The organism is Mycolicibacter senuensis, assembly GCF_003284925.1.
Lineage (GTDB): Bacteria > Actinomycetota > Actinomycetes > Mycobacteriales > Mycobacteriaceae > Mycobacterium > Mycobacterium algericum_A.
Genome location: NZ_QMEX01000012.1, coordinates 16,783 through 32,559 on the forward strand (window position 1 = coordinate 16,783; position 15,777 = coordinate 32,559).

Below are 15,777 nucleotides of genomic sequence, written 5' to 3' on the forward strand. Positions count from 1 at the left end.
CACACACATCGCCATTGAGGGGCACGAAAACCGCATCTCACCGCCGTCGTGACGTGGCTGACACGGCGCACCGGGCGGTAGCGTGGACTGCCATAACCGTCAATGCTCGCGATAGCAGACGCCGTTGAGCCTGGTACTGAACCGGGCACCGGTGAGCACCGCGGCGGGTCCGCCCCGCCGGCGGCGCCGGCCCCCGGACGCGTTCCTGATCGCGGTGGTGGCGACGCTGATCAGCGGCATCGGCGCGAGCCGGCCGTCACTGTGGTTCGACGAGTCGGCCACGATCTCGGCGTCGACGCATCGATCGCTGCCGGAATTGTGGCAGTTGCTGAGCCACATCGACGCGGTGCACGGCCTGTACTACCTGTTCATGCACGGCTGGTTCGCCCTGTTCCCGGCGACGGAATTCTGGGCGCGGGCGCCGAGTTGCCTGGCGGTCGGCGCCGGTGCCGCCGGGGTGGTGGTGTTGTGTCGCCGGTTCGCCGACCGGCCGGTGTCGATCTGCGCCGGCGTGCTGTATGCGGTGCTGCCGCGGATGACGTGGGCCGGGGTGGAAGCGCGCCCGTATGCGTTCGCGGCGGCGTCCGCGGTCTGGCTGACGGTGCTGTGGGCGAGCGCGGCGCGCCGGAACACCCGGCCGCTGTGGCTGGGTTACGGCGCGGCGGTGGTGGCCTCGACACTGCTGAACACCTTCACCGTGCTCATGGTGGCGGTGCATGCGGTGGGGCTGCGGGCGTGCGGGTGCGACCACACGGCGAAGCGGCGCTTTGCGGGCGCCGCCGGAATCGCGCTGGCCGTACTGGCCCCGTTTCTGTGGTTCAGCCGGCAGCAGATCTGGCAGGTCGCCTGGATTCGGCCGGCGGATGCGCACACCGTGATCGAGATCGCGCAGCAGCAGTTCTTCGACAACAGCGTGCCCTTCGCGATCTCGGCGTGGTTGCTGATCGCCGCCGCTGTGGTGGCCGTGCGTGCCGGGGTCCGCCCGGCACCCGCCGGCGAGCTGCGGCAGCTGGCGTTGCTCTGCGTCGCCTGGCTGGTCATCCCCACCGTGGCGACCGTGGCCTATTCGGTGATGGTGAAACCCGTCTACTATCCGCGCTACCTGATCAGCACCGCGCCCGCCATGGCGATCGCGTTGGCCCTCTCGTTGAACACCGCCGTGACCACACTCGCCCGGCCTCGCCGCGCCATCATCGGCGCCCTGACGGTACTGGTCATCGCCGCCGCACCGAATTATGTTGCCAATCAACGTGATCGCTACTCCAAAGAGGGCTGGGACTACAGTGCGGTGGCCGATGTCATCGATGCGCACGCCCGGCCCGGGGATTGCCTCCTGATCGACAACACCACCAGGTGGTTGCCCGGCCCGATCCGGGCACTGCCGGCCGGTCGGCCCGCGACGTTCGCCAAGCTGCGAGACCCGGGCCGGGGCCCGCACCGGCAGCAGCTGGGCCGGCTCTGGGACGGGCATCTGGCGGTGTGGGCGCTCAGCGATCAGCTCGCCGGCTGCCCGACGATCTGGACGATCACCGATCACGACCGGTCCCTGCCCGCCCACCAGGTCGCCGTCAAGCTGCCGCTGGGCGCCCGGTTCGCCCGCACCCCCGACGGCCAGGTGCTACGCCAGCTGGGCTTCCACGCCGTCGAACGTTGGCAGTTCACCTTCTCCCAGGTCATCAAGTCGACCGGCGGTTCAGCGAGGCTCGACGAAGGAGAGGCGAAGCTGGGACCGCCGCATGAACCCGGCGGTTCAGCGAGGCTCGACGAAGGAGAGGCGAAGCAGAAACCGCCGCATGACCGCTAAGCCGCTCAGGCGTGGGCGCCGACCAGCGGTTCGGCGCCGCGGGCGGCCCGATAGGCCACCACACAACTCACGGCGGCCATGACCGCGAAGATCGCGAACAGCCAGCGGGCCGCCGGCAGGCCGGAGCTCATCGCGGTGTTGACCACCAGGCCGGCAATGCCGGCGCCGAATGCCCCGCCGATCAGCGCGACGGTGTTGATCGCCGCGGCGGCCGTGCCGCCCTCGGCGGGGTCGTCGACGCAGCTCATGGCCCAGGCCGACAGATGCGGCCAGCCGACACCGACACCGACACCGACGACCAGCAGCGCCAGCGCCCAGATCGCGCCCACCGCGGTCGGGTTGTAACTGCTCATCCGAGCGAACGCGACCACCGCCAGGCCGCCCGCCATCACCAGCGGCCCGCTGATCACCAGCCCGATGACCACCCGCACCTTGCTGACCGAGGCGCTGGCGATCTCGCTGATCGTCCAGCCGGTCGACAAGGCGGCACCCAGGAATCCCGCCATCACCGGCGGCAGGTGAGCCAGTCGCTGCCCGAGCAGGGGGATGTACAGGTTGGCCTTGGTGGTGGCCATCAACAGGCCCAGCGTCAGGTAGATCCACTTCTCCCGGCCGGGGTGGAACGCACTGGGGGGCAGCACCGCCGCCGACGAGCGCCGATCCACCACCAGGAACACGCCCAACAGCACCGCGCCCGCGATCAGCAGACTGGCGGCCCCGACGAGACTGTGCGGCAGTTGCGCGGTGCTGACCACCAGCGCGGCGCCCCCCAGCAACAGCAGTGAGCGCACCGGGACCTTCATCGTGTCGTCCTGTTGGCCGCCGCGGCTGGCACGCAGCACCACACTCACCGCCACGGCCATCACTCCGGACAGCACCGCCATGATGGCGAACGCCCACCGCCAGATGCCGAACTGGGCGAACAGGCCACCGGCCGCCGGCCCCACCAGGGTCCCGACACCCCACATCGCCGAGACCAGCCCGGATGCGCGGGTCCACAGCCAGCTGGGCAGGACCGCATTGATCAGCGCATAACCCAGCCCGGCCAACAGGCCGCCGCCCATACCCTGCAAGGTGCGGCCGACCAGCAGGATCTCCATCTGGGGCGCCATGGCGCACACCACACCGCCGACGCCGAATGCCAGCAGGCCCAGCAGGTAGGCGAACCGGGAACCGATCCGAACCAGCACCGCGTTGGCTGCGGCGGCGGCGAGCACCGACCCGACCAGATATAGCGTGGTGGCCCAGGCGTAATACCGTTCGCCGCCGATCTCTTTGATCGTGCTCGGTAGCAGGCTGATCGTCAGGAACTCGTTGGTGGCGTAGAGGGCCACGCCCCCGGCTAGCACGGCTGAGGTGCCTAAGTAGCGCCTTCCGAGCAGCTCGCGCCAGCTGCCGGTGTTTATAGCGGATTCGGTCGTCACCGCTTCAGTCAGATCCACCACCGCTTGCAGTCAATCACGGATCGCCATGACACGCGAAAACGGTCCCCATGCTGGCGCGTCACCTGATTCCGGCCGCGTCCATACCCCGCAATTCTTTCTTGAGGTCGGCGATCTCATCGCGGATTCGGGCGGCGAGCTCAAATTGCAGGTCACGCGCGGCGTTCATCATCTGCTCGGTGAGGTCCTTGATCAGGTCGGCCAGTTCGGCGCGCGGCATGCCGGCCGTGTCGCGGTCCTCGAACACCCCGGCGCTGACCGCGCGGCCGGGCTCGCCCTGCGCGCGCCGCCCACGCGAGGCGTTGCGCCCCGAGCCGGCGACCTCGACGGTTTCGCTGTCGGCCGCCTCCCGATACACCTGGTCGAGGATGTCGGCGATCTTCTTGCGGAGCGGCTGCGGGTCGATACCGTTCGCCTCGTTGTAGGCGACCTGCTTGGCGCGGCGCCGTTCGGTCTCATCGATGGCCTCGCGCATCGAGTCGGTGATCTTGTCGGCGTACATGTGCACTTCGCCGGAGACATTGCGGGCGGCGCGGCCGATGGTCTGGATCAGGCTGCGGGTGGAGCGCAGGAAGCCCTCCTTGTCGGCGTCGAGGATCGACACCAGCGACACCTCCGGCAGGTCCAGGCCCTCCCGCAGCAGGTTGATCCCGATGAGGACGTCGTAGTCGCCGAGCCGCAGCTGCCGCAGCAGTTCCACCCGGCGCAGCGTGTCGACCTCGGAGTGCAGGTAGCGCACCCGGATCCCCATCTCCAGCAGGTAGTCGGTGAGGTCTTCGGCCATCTTCTTGGTCAGCGTGGTCACCAGCACCCGCTCGTCGGCCTCGGCGCGCTGCCGGATCTCGCCGATCAGGTCGTCGATCTGGCCCTTGGTCGGCTTCACCACCACCTTCGGGTCGACCAGGCCGGTCGGGCGGATCACCTGCTCGACGAACTCGCCTTGCGCCTGGGCCAGCTCGTAGGGGCCGGGGGTGGCCGACATGTAGACGGTCTGCCCGATCCGGTCGGCGAACTCCTCCCAGGTCAGCGGCCGGTTGTCGCACGCCGACGGCAGCCGGAAGCCGAATTCCACCAGGTTGCGCTTCCGCGACATGTCGCCCTCGTACATGCCGCCGATCTGCGGCACCGTGACGTGGGATTCGTCGATGATGAGCAGGAAGTCCTCCGGGAAGTAGTCCAGCAGGGTGGCCGGGGGCGAGCCGGCGCCGCGACCGTCGATGTGACGCGAATAGTTCTCGATGCCCGAGCAGAACCCGACCTGGCGCATCATCTCGATGTCGTAGTTGGTGCGCATCCGCAGCCGCTGCGCCTCCAGCAGCTTGCCGTGGCGCTCCAGCTCGTCGAGCCGGACGGCCAGCTCCTCCTCGATGGTGGAGATGGCCTGCGTCATCCGTTCCGGACCGGCCACGTAGTGGGTGGCCGGGAAAATCCGCAGCGAGTCGACCTTGCGGACCACGTCCCCGGTGAGCGGATGCAGGTAATACAGTGCCTCGATCTCGTCGCCGAAGTACTCGATGCGCACGGCCAGCTCCTCATAGGAGGGGATGATCTCGACGGTGTCGCCCCGGACCCGGAAGGAGCCGCGGGTGAACGACATGTCGTTGCGGGTGTACTGCACGTCGACCAGCAGCCGCAGCAGCCCGTCGCGCGGTACCTCCGAGCCGACCTGCAGCTCGACGGAGCGGTCCAGGTAGGACTGCGGGGTGCCCAGGCCGTAGATACAGGACACCGACGCCACCACCACCACGTCGCGCCGGGACAGCAGGCTCGAGGTCGCCGAGTGGCGCAGCCGCTCCACGTCGTCGTTGATGGAGCTGTCCTTCTCGATGTAGGTGTCGGTTTGAGCGATGTAGGCTTCCGGCTGGTAGTAGTCGTAGTACGAGACGAAGTACTCGACGGCGTTGTGCGGCAACATCTCTCGTAGTTCATTGGCGAGCTGTGCGGCCAGCGTCTTGTTCGGCGCCATCACCAGGGTGGGCCGCTGCTGCCGCTCGATCAGCCAGGCTGCGGTGGCCGACTTGCCGGTGCCGGTGGCGCCGAGCAGCACCACGTCCTTCTCCCCGGCGGTGATGCGCCGGTCCAGTTCGGCGATGGCGGTAGGTTGGTCACCGGCGGGCTGGTAGTCGCTGACCACTTCGAAACGGCCACCGGCCCGCACGATGCCTTCGACGGCGTCGGCGGGAGGCCGGTACTCCGAATGCGCGACGACGGGGTGTTCGGTTGCGAAAGCCACGAACCCAGAGTAGGCCGGGTGTCTGACAGGCGTCCGGCGCCGACGCGGCCGCCCAGCGGCGGCCCGGGAGGAGCCAGCACGGTGCATCCGCCCAAGCACGAGACCTTTGACCTGGTCGCGAACACCAACACCGACCCGAAAGGGGTGGTGCGCGCCGTCGACGTCTACACCGTGCAGCCGTGGGGTCTCTACCTGGCGCGACCCACCCCGGGACGCGCCCAGTTCCGCTACCTGGAGTCGTGGCTGCTCCCCGAGTTGGGGCTGCGTGCAACGATCTTCCACTTCAACCCGGGCCACGAACGCGACCAAGATTTCTACCTCGACGTCGGCGACTACATCCCGGGACCCGCGCAGTGGCGCTCCCGCGACCACTATCTGGACCTGGTGGTGCGTACCGGCCGCGACATCGCGCTCACCGACGTCGACGAGTTGATGGTCGCGGTGCGGGAGGGCCTGCTCACCCAGGACGACGCCGAGCGGGCGGTGATGCGGGCGGTCGCCGCCATCGACGGCCTGGCCGGCAACGGCTACGACCTGCAGGGCTGGCTGACCGGCCTGGGCATGCCGGTGTCCTGGCCGGTCAGCGACGGTCTCACCGGATCGATGCCGGAAGCGCACTAGGCAACCGCGCCAGCACCGGCCGTTGGTTAGGTAATCTCGAGAAGATGAACGCCAACCTGCGAATCGGTGTCGCCACCGCGACGACCGCGGCCCTGTTGGGGTGCGGTCAGCTGATCCCGGCGACGGCCGCAGCTGACGAGCTGCACAACGTCACCTACATCGCGCGGGTCGACGCCTGGACCCAAGGCAGTGTCGTCACCTTCATGCTCAACGACACCCAGACCGCCAGCGGCGACATCGACGCCTTCGGGGCGCCGTTCCAGGCCAACGCGGTGCTGTCCGACCCGAGCAAGGCGGGCATGGTGATCCGGCTGCGCTGGCCGTCGTCGGCGAACGTGCACTGCGAGATCCACGTGGATGACATCGTCGCCGTGAAGAGCGACCGCTTCGTCACCACCTGGAAAGACAGCAGCGACCCGCGCAACGGCGCGATGCTCTGCGGCGCGCTGATCAGCAGCATGGCCTGACCTAGCGGGGATCGCCGCGGGTCACCGCGATCGGCGCTAAGACGGACGCCAGCCGGTGTCGTCGGCCCACCCCCACGCCCGCCGGTAGGCGGCTTCGTCGGGCTCGTCGGCGTCAGCGAGGCGCTCTTCCGGGTTGGCCGCCAGCCAAGCCGGAACCAGCAGGGCAAACCGCTGGTTGGGCCAACCGTCGACCCGCAGCTGGATGCGGGTGGGCCGTCCCGGGTCAGCGGAAGCGTGAACCCGTTTCTCCCACAACGTCGGATCGTCGTCGGTGAGGGCGCTGTCGGCGGTGACGCCCTCGACCCGGGGATAACCGGCCGCCAGCAGCGGCTCGGCGAGCTCGTCGGCTACCGCCAGGGATTCCACCGTGACCTGCATGTCGATGACGTCCGGGGCGTCGCGCCCGGCCACCGCGGTCTCGCCGACGTGGTCGATGCGCCGCGCCCGGTGCCCGCAGGCGGTCTGCAGCCGGGCGATGATGCGCTGCGCCTGATCCGGCCAGGTCGGGTCGGCCGGCACCGGCTGGGCCGGCGACGACACGGTGCGGCGGGCCGCCAGGTTGTGGGCGAACGGCTCGATGCGCTGCTGCCACAACTGCCGCGCCTGGGCCGTCAAATCGTCGGGATCCCCGGAGTTGTCCAGCCAGACGTCGGCGACCGCACGACGCTGCGGCTCGGTGGCCTGTGCGGCGATGCGGGCCCGCGCATCCGCCTCGGACATGCCGCGGTATTGCCGCAGCCGGGCTACGCGGGTTTCTATGTCCGCGTGCACGACGATCACCAGCGGGAACATCGGCGCCATCTGCGATTCGACCAGCAGCGGGATGTCCTCGACGATGATCGCGTCGGAGCCGGCCGCCGCGATCAGCTCACTGCGGCGCCGCGCCACCAACGGGTGCACGATGCCGTTGAGCGTGGCCCGCTTGTCGTCGTCGCTGAAGGCGATCGCGGCCAGCGCAGGACGGTCCAGCGCCCCGTCGGGCAGCAGGATCCCCGGCCCGAAGGCCTCGACCAGTGCGGCCAGGCCTTCGGTGCCGGGTTCGACAACTTCACGGGCGATGACGTCGCCGTCGACGACGACGGCGCCGAACCGGCTGAAGGTGGCCGACACCGTCGACTTGCCGGCGCCGATACCGCCGGTCAGCCCGATCCGCAGCATCTGCGCTACAGCGTGCCTAGGCGCTGTTACCGGCGAGCTTCTCCCGCAGCGCGGCGAGCTGCTCGTCGCTGGCCAGCGAACCGCCGGCCGGAGCCTCGTCGCGGTGCGAACCGTTGGCACCCGAGCGCGGCTCGGCGTGCTCGGCGGCGGCGAACTTCTCCATCTGCGCGGTGTGCATCTTGTGACGACGCTCGGCCTCGGCGTAGCGGGCCTCCCACTCGGTGCGCTGCTTGTCGAAACCCTCGATCCACTCGTTGGTCTCGGCGTCGAAGCCCTCCGGGAAGATGTAGTTGCCCTGCTCGTCGTAGCTGTCGGCCATGCCGTACTTCGAGGGGTCGAACTCCTCGCTGTAGTCCTCGTTGGCCTGCTTGAGGCTCAGCGAGATCCGGCGCCGGTCCAGGTCGATGTCGATGACCTTGACCATCGCGTCGTCGCCGACCGCGACCACCTGGTCGGGCACCTCGACGTGCTGCTCAGCCAGCTCGGAGATGTGCACCAGGCCCTCGATGCCCTCCTCGACGCGGACGAACGCGCCGAATGGCACCAGCTTGGTGACCTTACCCGGCACGATCTGGCCGATCGCGTGGGTGCGGGCGAAGTGCCGCCACGGGTCTTCCTGGGTGGCCTTGAGGCTCAACGAAACCCGCTCGCGGTCCATGTCCACGTCGAGCACCTCGACGGTGACCTCGTCGCCCACCTGAACTACCTCGGACGGGTGGTCGATGTGCTTCCAGGACAGCTCGGAGACGTGCACCAGGCCGTCCACGCCGCCCAGGTCGACGAACGCGCCGAAGTTGACGATCGAGGACACCACGCCCTTGCGAACGGCGCCCTTCTGCAGCTGGTTGAGGAACTCGCTGCGCACCTCGGACTGGGTCTGCTCCAGCCAGGCGCGGCGGCTCAACACCACGTTGTTGCGGTTCTTGTCCAGTTCGATGATCTTGGCCTCGATCTCGCGACCGATGTAGGGCTGCAGGTCACGGACCCGGCGCATCTCCACCAGCGAGGCGGGCAGGAAGCCGCGCAGCCCGATGTCGAGGATCAGGCCGCCCTTGACGACCTCGATGACGGTGCCCTTGACGGCCTCGTCCTTCTCCTTGAGCTCTTCGATGGTGCCCCAGGCGCGCTCGTACTGGGCGCGCTTCTTGGACAGGATCAGCCGGCCTTCTTTGTCCTCCTTGGTCAGGACCAGGGCCTCGACCTCGTCACCGACGGACACCACCTCGTGGGGGTCGACGTCGTGCTTGATGGACAGCTCGCGGCTGGGAATGACGCCTTCGGTCTTGTAGCCGATGTCGAGCAGGACCTCGTCCCGGTCAACCTTGACGATCGTCCCTTCCACGATGTCGCCATCGTTGAAGTACTTGATCGTTTTGTCGATGGCGGCGAGAAAATCCTCGGCCGAGCCGATGTCGTTGACGGCTACTTGCGGCGAGGTGACGGTGGGACTTGGCATGTGTTGGGTTGCTCCGGACAAGTTGTGGTCGTAGGGACAGGTGATATCACGCATGCGAGACATGCGGTGGCCGACGACCCTGCTAGAACTGGCCGAGGACTACCTGTCGAGGCTACTCGACGCGTTGCACGCTGGACAAACCGGTGGTCTACGCTGCGTCGCTATGCCCCAGACGCGGAACCGCCGCAAGGTCGGAGCGCCGCTGTACGTCATCGTCCTGCTCAGCGTCCTCACCGCGTTGCTGCTGCTGTTCTTCACCGCGGCCAACCCGGCCGGCACCCTCACCGCGCTGGTGCTGGCCAGCATGTCAATGCTGGTGGTGCTGCTGTGCTACCGGTGGCTGGACCGCTGGGAGCCCGAACCACGCCGGTTGCTGCAGCTGGCCTTTCTGTGGGGAGCGTCGGTCGCCGTGGTGCTGGCGGTGGGGCTGGAGACGTTCGGATCCTCGGTGGCCACGGTGCGGCCGTTGGTGTCGAAGACCTTCGACATGGCCGCGATCCAGGCGCCGTTCATCGAGGAGGCCGCCAAGGGGCTGTTCCTGCTGATCATGCTGACCGGCCGCCGGCGCCATCAGCTCAACTCGCTGACCGACTGCATGGTCTACGCGGGCGTAGCGGCGGTGGGATTCGCCTGGATGGAGGACATCGTCTACATCGCGCCCGCCGACTCGCCGGCCAAGATGGCCGCGGTGGCCATCGCGCGACTGGTCGTCGGGCCGTTCGCCCACCCGCTGTTCACCACGATGACCGGTATCGGGGTGTTCTTCGCGCTGCGTCGCCGCGGGTTCTGGTCGAAGGCGTTCGTGATCCTGCTCGGTTACCTGGGGGCGGTGGGCATGCACGCCCTGTGGAACGCGTCGCTGGCGATGGGCGGCGCCCGGTACTTCCTGACCACCTACCTGTTCTGGATGGTCCCGGTGTTTTTGCTGATGGTGGTGCTGGGCGCGGTGAGTCGCCGGCACGAGCAACACCTGGTCGCCACCAAGCTGCCCGCCATGGTGGTGGGCGGGCTGATCAGCCCGAACGAGGAGACCTGGCTGGGTTCGATCCGGGCGCGCAAGCACGCGCTCCGCGAGGCGCGGCGTATCGGCGGCAAGCCCGCCGCACGTAGCGTCAAGAAGTTCGCCGCCCAGGTGGTCAAGCTGGCGTTCGTGCGGGACCGCATCGACCGCGGCTTCGGTGATCCCGAGGTGTTCGCACTGCAGCACGAAGACGCCCACGGGGTGCTGGCGGCACGGGCGGCGGCCCCGGTGCTGCAGGTGATGGCCGGTTACCGTTCACCGCTGCCGGCCCGCCGGTAGCTTCCGCGCAGAAATCCCGGCCCGGGCCACTCAGGGGATGACTCGCAGCTCGTACCGCGCATCTTCACTGCAGCAGAACCGGACCACTCCCCTGGCCTCGCGGATATCGGCGCCCTCGTCCGCGCAGAAAAAGGGGTCGGTGGGCTGGGCGGCATCAAACCGCTCGAACACGCTGCGGGCTTCGTCGCAGCGTGCGTCACCGCGGACCACCACCAGGTCGAACACCCCGTTGGCGTTGCTGTAGGTGCCACACGGGTGCTCGACGGGCCGGAACTCGGGCTCGGGGGAAGGCGATGCCGCTGGCGCACAGCCTTCCTGGCCCGGGCCGCGGGTGGCCGACTCGCTGCCGTCGGCGACCGGCTCCAACGGAGCGACGGTCGGCGCGGTGCACGCGTCGTAGCGCTCCGGGCGCAGCGGCCGCTCAGCGGCCGCCTGCACCGGCCCAGCCGCCAGAAAGCCGAAGACCAGCATTAACAGGATTATTCGAGCGCGCCGCCACACACTGGTACCTCCCGCCGTCAGTCATCAGTATGTCAGGCTGTCACACCCGATTCGAGAAGGAGTTTTCCGGTTCGCCACGTCGGTCAATGTGCGGCGGCGTCCCAGCTGCGCCCGTAGCCGACCGCGACCTCGAGCGGGACGCTGAGCTGGTAGGCGCCGCCCATTTGGGTGCGCACCAACTCCTCCAGCTCCGCGCGCTCGCCCTCGGCGACCTCGAACAGCAACTCGTCGTGCACCTGCAGCAGCATCCGCGACCGCAGGCCGGAAGCCTTCAACGCGTTGTCGACATTGATCATCGCCACCTTGATGATGTCGGCCGCGCTGCCCTGGATGGGGGCGTTGAGCGCGGCCCGCTCAGCGGACTCGCGGACCTGGCGGTTGCTGCTGTCGAGCTCCGGCAGGTAGCGCCGCCGGCCCAGCACCGTGGAGGTGTAGCCGTCCTTGCGGGCCTGCTCGACGACGTCATGCAGGTAGTCGCGCACCCCGCCGAACCGGTCGAAGTAGGCGTCCATCTGCTCTTTGGCCTCTTCGGTGGAGATCTTGAGCTGCTGCGACAACCCGTAGGCGCTCAAGCCGTAAGCCAGGCCGTAGGACATCGCCTTGACCCGGCGGCGCATGTCCGCGGTCACCTCGTCGATCGGCACGCCGAACGCCCGCGATCCGACGAACGAATGCAGGTCCTCGCCGGTGTTGAACGCCTCGATCAGGCCGTCATCCGCCGACAGATGCGCCATGATGCGCATCTCGATCTGGCTGTAGTCGGCGGTCATCAGCTCGGTGTAGCCGGCCCCCACCACGAAGGCATCCCGGATCTGCCGGCCCGCGTCGGTGCGGATCGGGATGTTCTGCAGGTTGGGTTCGGTGGAGGACAGCCGGCCCGTCGCCGCGATGGTCTGATTCAGCGTGGTGTGGATACGACCATCGGAGGCAACCGATTTCAGCAGCCCGTCGACGGTGACCTTGAGCCGGGTGACGTCGCGGTGCGCCAATAGGTGCTCCAGGAACGGGTGACCGGTCTTGTCGAACAGTGACTGCAGCGCGTCGGCGTCGGTGGTGTAGCCGGTCTTGGTCTTCTTGGTCTTGGGCATGCCGAGCTCGTCGAAGAGCACCACCTGCAGCTGTTTGGGCGAACCGAGGTTGATCTGCTTGCCGATCACCGCGTAGGCGGCCTCGGCCGCGTCACGGATCTGGTCGCCGAAGTGGCTCTGCAGCTGTCCGAGGTGGTCGAGGTCGACGGCGATCCCCACGGACTCCATCTCGGCCAGTACCCGCTGCAGCGGCAATTCGATGTCGTCGAGCAGGCCGCCCGAGTCGATGCGGGCCAGCTCGGTGTCCAGCGCGTCGGCCAGATCGGTGACGGCACGGGCCCGCAGGATCGCGGTCTGCACCGCCTGGTCATCGACGCCGTCGGTGTCATCGAGCAGCGAGAGTTGTTGCTGCTCATCGGATTCGGCGCGCAGCTCGCGGCGCAGGTAACGCACCGACAGGTCGTCGAGGCTGAAGCTGCGCTGGCCGGGCCGGACCAGGTAGGCGGCCAGCGCGGTGTCGCTGGTGACACCGTCGAGCCTCCAGCCGCGACCGGCCAGGTCGTGCATGGCCAGCTTCGCCTCGTGCAGCGCCTTGGGTCTGGCCGAATCGGCCAGCCAGGCGCCCAGCGCCGCCTCGTCGTCGCCGGTCAGGGTGGCGGTGTCGACGTAGCCGCCCTCCCCGTCGGCGGTGGCGATCGCCAGTGCGGTGGCGTCGCTGTCGTAGCTGCGGTGGGTGCCGATCACCGCCAGTCCGGCGCGGCGGCCGTCGGCTGCGTGCTCGGCCAACCAGGCGGCGACCGTGCCCGGCTCCAGCGCACCGCCGCGCACTTCGAAGCCTTCCTCCACCTCCGGCTCGGCGGTGGCGAGCGTCTCGAACAGCCGATCCCGCAGCACCCGGAACTCCAGGTCGTCGAAGAGCTGGTGGATCTGCTCACGGTCCCACGGCAGCAGCCGCAGCGTGTCCGGTGTCTGGGCCAGCGGCACGTTGCGCACCAGGTCGGTGAGCTCCCGGTTGAGGATCACGCTGGAAAGGTTGGCGCGCAACGCATCTCCGACCTTGCCCTTGACGGTGTCGACCTTGTCGACCAGTCCTTCCAGGGAGCCGTACTCGGCGATCCATTTGGTGGCGGTCTTCTCCCCCACCCCGGGGATACCGGGCAGGTTGTCGCTGGGGTCGCCGCGCAGCGCCGCGAAATCCGGGTACTGCGCCGGGGTCAGGCCGTACTTCTCCAGCACGGCCTCGGGGGTGAACCGGGTCAGCTCACTGACCCCCTTGCGGGGGTAGAGCACGGTCACGTTGTCGTTGACCAGTTGCAGTGCGTCGCGGTCGCCGGTGACTACCAGCACCCGGTAGCCCTCGCCGTCGGCCTGGGTGGCCAGCGTGGCGATCAGGTCGTCGGCCTCGTAGCCGGGCTCGGACAAGGTGGTGATCCCCAGCGCGTTGAGGACCTCTTTGGTGATGTCGATCTGACCGCGGAACTCGTCGGGCGTCGACGAGCGGGTGGCCTTGTATTCCGGGTAGCGCTCGGAGCGGAACGTCTGCCGGGACACGTCGAACGCGGCGGCGACGTGGGTGGGCGTTTCATCGCGCAGCAGGTTGATCAGCATGGCGGTGAACCCGTAGACGGCGTTGGTGGTCAGGCCGCTGCGGGTCTTGAAGTTCTCCGCGGGCAGGGCGTAGAAGGCGCGGTAGGCCAGCGAGTTTCCGTCCAGCAGCAACAGCGTCGGTGGGGTCTGGGTGTCTTGCGCAGCGTCGGTCGGGGCGGTCTTGGCTGGGCTCACGGAGACAACTCTAGGCACCTGCCGCCGACACCCGTCGGCGCCGGGGGAATTGCAACACGTTTCAGTTTTGCCGCCGGGGTTGGGTACGCTGACCTGGTGCCAGATGTAGCCTCGCAGCCGGCCATCGACGGGTGGTACACCACCGACGACGCCGGCCTCCCCCACCTGATCGGCGCCAAGTGCCCGCAGTGCGGCACCTATGTGTTCCCGCCGCGGGAGAACAACTGCCCCAACCCGGCCTGCGACGGCGACGTGCTGGAGCCCGTCGCGCTGTCGCGGCGCGGCAAGATCTGGAGCTACACCGAGAACCGGTACCTACCGCCGGCACCGTACCCGCCCAGCGACCCGTTCGAGCCGTTCGCGATCGCCGCGGTGGAGCTGGCCGACGAGGGCCTGATCGTGCTGGGCAAGGTGGTCGAGGGCACGCTGGCCGCGGACCTCAAGGTCGGCATGGAGATGGAGCTGACCACCATGCCGCTCTACACCGACGACGACGGCGTGACGCGCACCGTCTATGCGTGGAAGAAGGTGGACGCGTGAGCGCACCCGAACCGCTGTACATCCTGGGTGCCGGCATGCACCCGTGGGGCAAGTGGGGCCGCGACTTCACCGAGTACGGGGTGGTCGCCGCCCGCGCCGCGCTGGCCGAGGCCGGCCTGGACTGGCGCCAGATCCAGCTGGTGGCAGGCGCGGACACCATCCGCAACGGCTACCCCGGTTTCATCGCCGGGTCGACGTTCGCCCAGAAGCTGGGCTGGAACGGGGTTCCGGTGTCGTCGAGCTACGCCGCGTGCGCGTCCGGTTCGCAGGCACTGCAGAGCGCCCGCGCCCAGATCCTGGCCGGGTTCTGCGACGTGGCACTGGTGATCGGCGCCGACACCACTCCCAAGGGCGCCTTCGCCCCGGTCGGCGGTGAGCGCAAGAATGACCCGGACTGGCAGCGGTTCCACCTGATCGGGGCGATGAACCCGGTGTACTTCGCGCTGCTGGCGCGCCGCCGGATGGACCTCTACGGCGCCACCTCCGAGGACTTCGCACAGGTCAAGGTGAAGAACTCCCGGCACGGCTTGAGCAACCCGAATGCCCGCTACCGCAAGGAATCCGCGGTCGAAGACGTGCTGGCCAGCCCGGTGGTGTCTGACCCGCTGCGCCAGCTCGACATCTGCGCCACTTCCGACGGCGCGGCCGCGCTGATCGTGGCCAGCGCGGAGTTCGCCCGCAAGCACCTGGGTTCCCTCGAGGGTGTGCCGTCGGTGCGCGCGGTGTCCACGGTGACCCCGCAGTATCCGCAGCACCTGCCCGAATTGCCGGATATTGCAACGGATTCCACCGCGGTGGTGGCCGCCCCGGAACGGGTGTTCAAAGACCAGATCCTGGACGCGGCCTACGCCGAAGCCGGTATTGGCCCCGAAGACGTCAGCCTGGCCGAGGTCTACGACCTGTCCACCGCGCTGGAGCTGGACTGGTATGAGCACCTGGGTCTGTGCGCCAAGGGTGAAGGCGAGCAACTGTTGCGCAGTGGCGCCACCACCATCGGCGGTCGCGTTCCGGTGAACCCGTCCGGCGGGCTGGCCTGTTTCGGGGAGGCGATCCCGGCGCAGGCCATCGCCCAGGTGTGCGAGCTGACCTGGCAGCTGCGCGGCACCGCCACCGGCCGGCAGGTCGAGGGCGCCACCGTGGGTGTCACGGCCAACCAGGGCCTGTTCGGGCACGGCTCGTCGGTGATCGTCGCGCGGTAAGTTGCCTGTGCGGTGACCGAAACCGTCGTCGTCAAGGTCAAACCCGGCAGCCGCAAAGGCCCGCTGGTGGAGACCGACGACGACGGCCAGCTGACGGTCTACGTGCGCGAGCCGGCCGTCGACGGCAAAGCCAACGCGGCGGTCATCAGGGTCCTTGCCGAGCATTTCGGCGTACCGCGCAGTCGCGTCGAACTCGCTTCCGGCGCCGGCGCGCGAATCAAGCGCTTCCGGATCGATCGGTAGTCG

13 protein-coding genes are annotated in these 15,777 nt (G+C 68.6%); 7 read left to right on the forward strand and 6 right to left on the reverse strand.

Annotation, left to right across the window (positions count from 1 at the left end):
- Positions 1–124 precede the first annotated feature (124 nt).
- Entirely contained in the window at positions 125–1,804 is a 1,680-nt protein-coding gene (locus DQP56_RS06015) for a glycosyltransferase family 39 protein (protein ID WP_234825524.1), read from the forward strand.
- Positions 1,805–1,809: 5 nt separating this feature from the next.
- On the opposite strand, the gene DQP56_RS06020 is transcribed toward DQP56_RS06015, so the two are convergent.
- Positions 1,810–3,249: an MFS transporter gene (locus DQP56_RS06020; protein WP_165824913.1), complete on the reverse strand. Its 1,440-nt coding sequence runs from the start codon at positions 3,247–3,249 to the stop codon at positions 1,810–1,812.
- Between the two features lie 58 nt (positions 3,250–3,307).
- Positions 3,308–5,479 carry an excinuclease ABC subunit UvrB gene (uvrB, locus tag DQP56_RS06025; RefSeq protein ID WP_112684052.1) on the reverse strand — a complete coding sequence of 724 codons (2,172 nt, stop codon included), beginning with the start codon at positions 5,477–5,479 and terminating at the stop codon, positions 3,308–3,310.
- An 81-nt stretch (positions 5,480–5,560) separates the two neighbouring features.
- Here uvrB and DQP56_RS06030 point away from each other — a divergent pair, with 81 nt between their 5' ends.
- Positions 5,561–6,100 carry a ribonuclease FAU-1 family protein gene (locus DQP56_RS06030; protein ID WP_112684053.1) on the forward strand — a complete coding sequence of 180 codons (540 nt, stop codon included), beginning with the start codon at positions 5,561–5,563 and terminating at the stop codon, positions 6,098–6,100.
- 44 nt (positions 6,101–6,144) lie between these two features.
- Positions 6,145–6,567 (forward strand): hypothetical protein, encoded by a 423-nt coding sequence (locus tag DQP56_RS06035; protein WP_112684054.1) that lies wholly within the window; start codon positions 6,145–6,147, stop codon positions 6,565–6,567.
- 36 nt (positions 6,568–6,603) lie between these two features.
- Here the strand turns inward: DQP56_RS06035 and coaE are convergent, their stop codons facing one another.
- Entirely contained in the window at positions 6,604–7,725 is a 1,122-nt protein-coding gene (gene coaE, locus DQP56_RS06040; RefSeq protein ID WP_112684055.1) for a dephospho-CoA kinase, read from the reverse strand.
- A 16-nt stretch (positions 7,726–7,741) separates the two neighbouring features.
- Positions 7,742–9,181 (reverse strand): 30S ribosomal protein S1, encoded by a 1,440-nt coding sequence (rpsA, locus tag DQP56_RS06045; protein ID WP_112684093.1) that lies wholly within the window; start codon positions 9,179–9,181, stop codon positions 7,742–7,744.
- Between the two features lie 163 nt (positions 9,182–9,344).
- Between rpsA and DQP56_RS06050 the strand changes: the two genes are divergently transcribed.
- A complete protein-coding gene (locus DQP56_RS06050) occupies positions 9,345–10,481 on the forward strand; it encodes a PrsW family intramembrane metalloprotease (protein WP_112684056.1) in 1,137 nt (378 codons plus the stop codon).
- A gap of 30 nt (positions 10,482–10,511) precedes the next feature.
- On the opposite strand, the gene DQP56_RS06055 is transcribed toward DQP56_RS06050, so the two are convergent.
- Entirely contained in the window at positions 10,512–10,952 is a 441-nt protein-coding gene (locus DQP56_RS06055; RefSeq protein WP_112684057.1) for a hypothetical protein, read from the reverse strand.
- 113 nt (positions 10,953–11,065) lie between these two features.
- Entirely contained in the window at positions 11,066–13,792 is a 2,727-nt protein-coding gene (gene polA / locus DQP56_RS06060) for a DNA polymerase I (RefSeq protein WP_112684058.1), read from the reverse strand.
- Positions 13,793–13,888: 96 nt separating this feature from the next.
- On the opposite strand from polA, the gene DQP56_RS06065 reads away from it, so the two are divergent.
- The 3 genes from DQP56_RS06065 to DQP56_RS06075 are packed head-to-tail and all read left to right on the forward strand — an operon-like array spanning position 13,889 to position 15,774.
- Entirely contained in the window at positions 13,889–14,332 is a 444-nt protein-coding gene (locus tag DQP56_RS06065; protein ID WP_112684059.1) for a Zn-ribbon domain-containing OB-fold protein, read from the forward strand.
- The gene (locus DQP56_RS06070; RefSeq protein WP_112684060.1) at positions 14,329–15,531 is read left to right on the forward strand and encodes a lipid-transfer protein; all 1,203 of its coding nucleotides are present in this window, start codon (positions 14,329–14,331) and stop codon (positions 15,529–15,531) included. The genes DQP56_RS06065 and DQP56_RS06070 overlap by 4 nt, the downstream gene beginning before the upstream one ends.
- 12 nt (positions 15,532–15,543) lie before the next feature.
- Entirely contained in the window at positions 15,544–15,774 is a 231-nt protein-coding gene (locus DQP56_RS06075; RefSeq protein WP_112684061.1) for a DUF167 domain-containing protein, read from the forward strand.
- Positions 15,775–15,777: the final 3 nt, after the last annotated feature.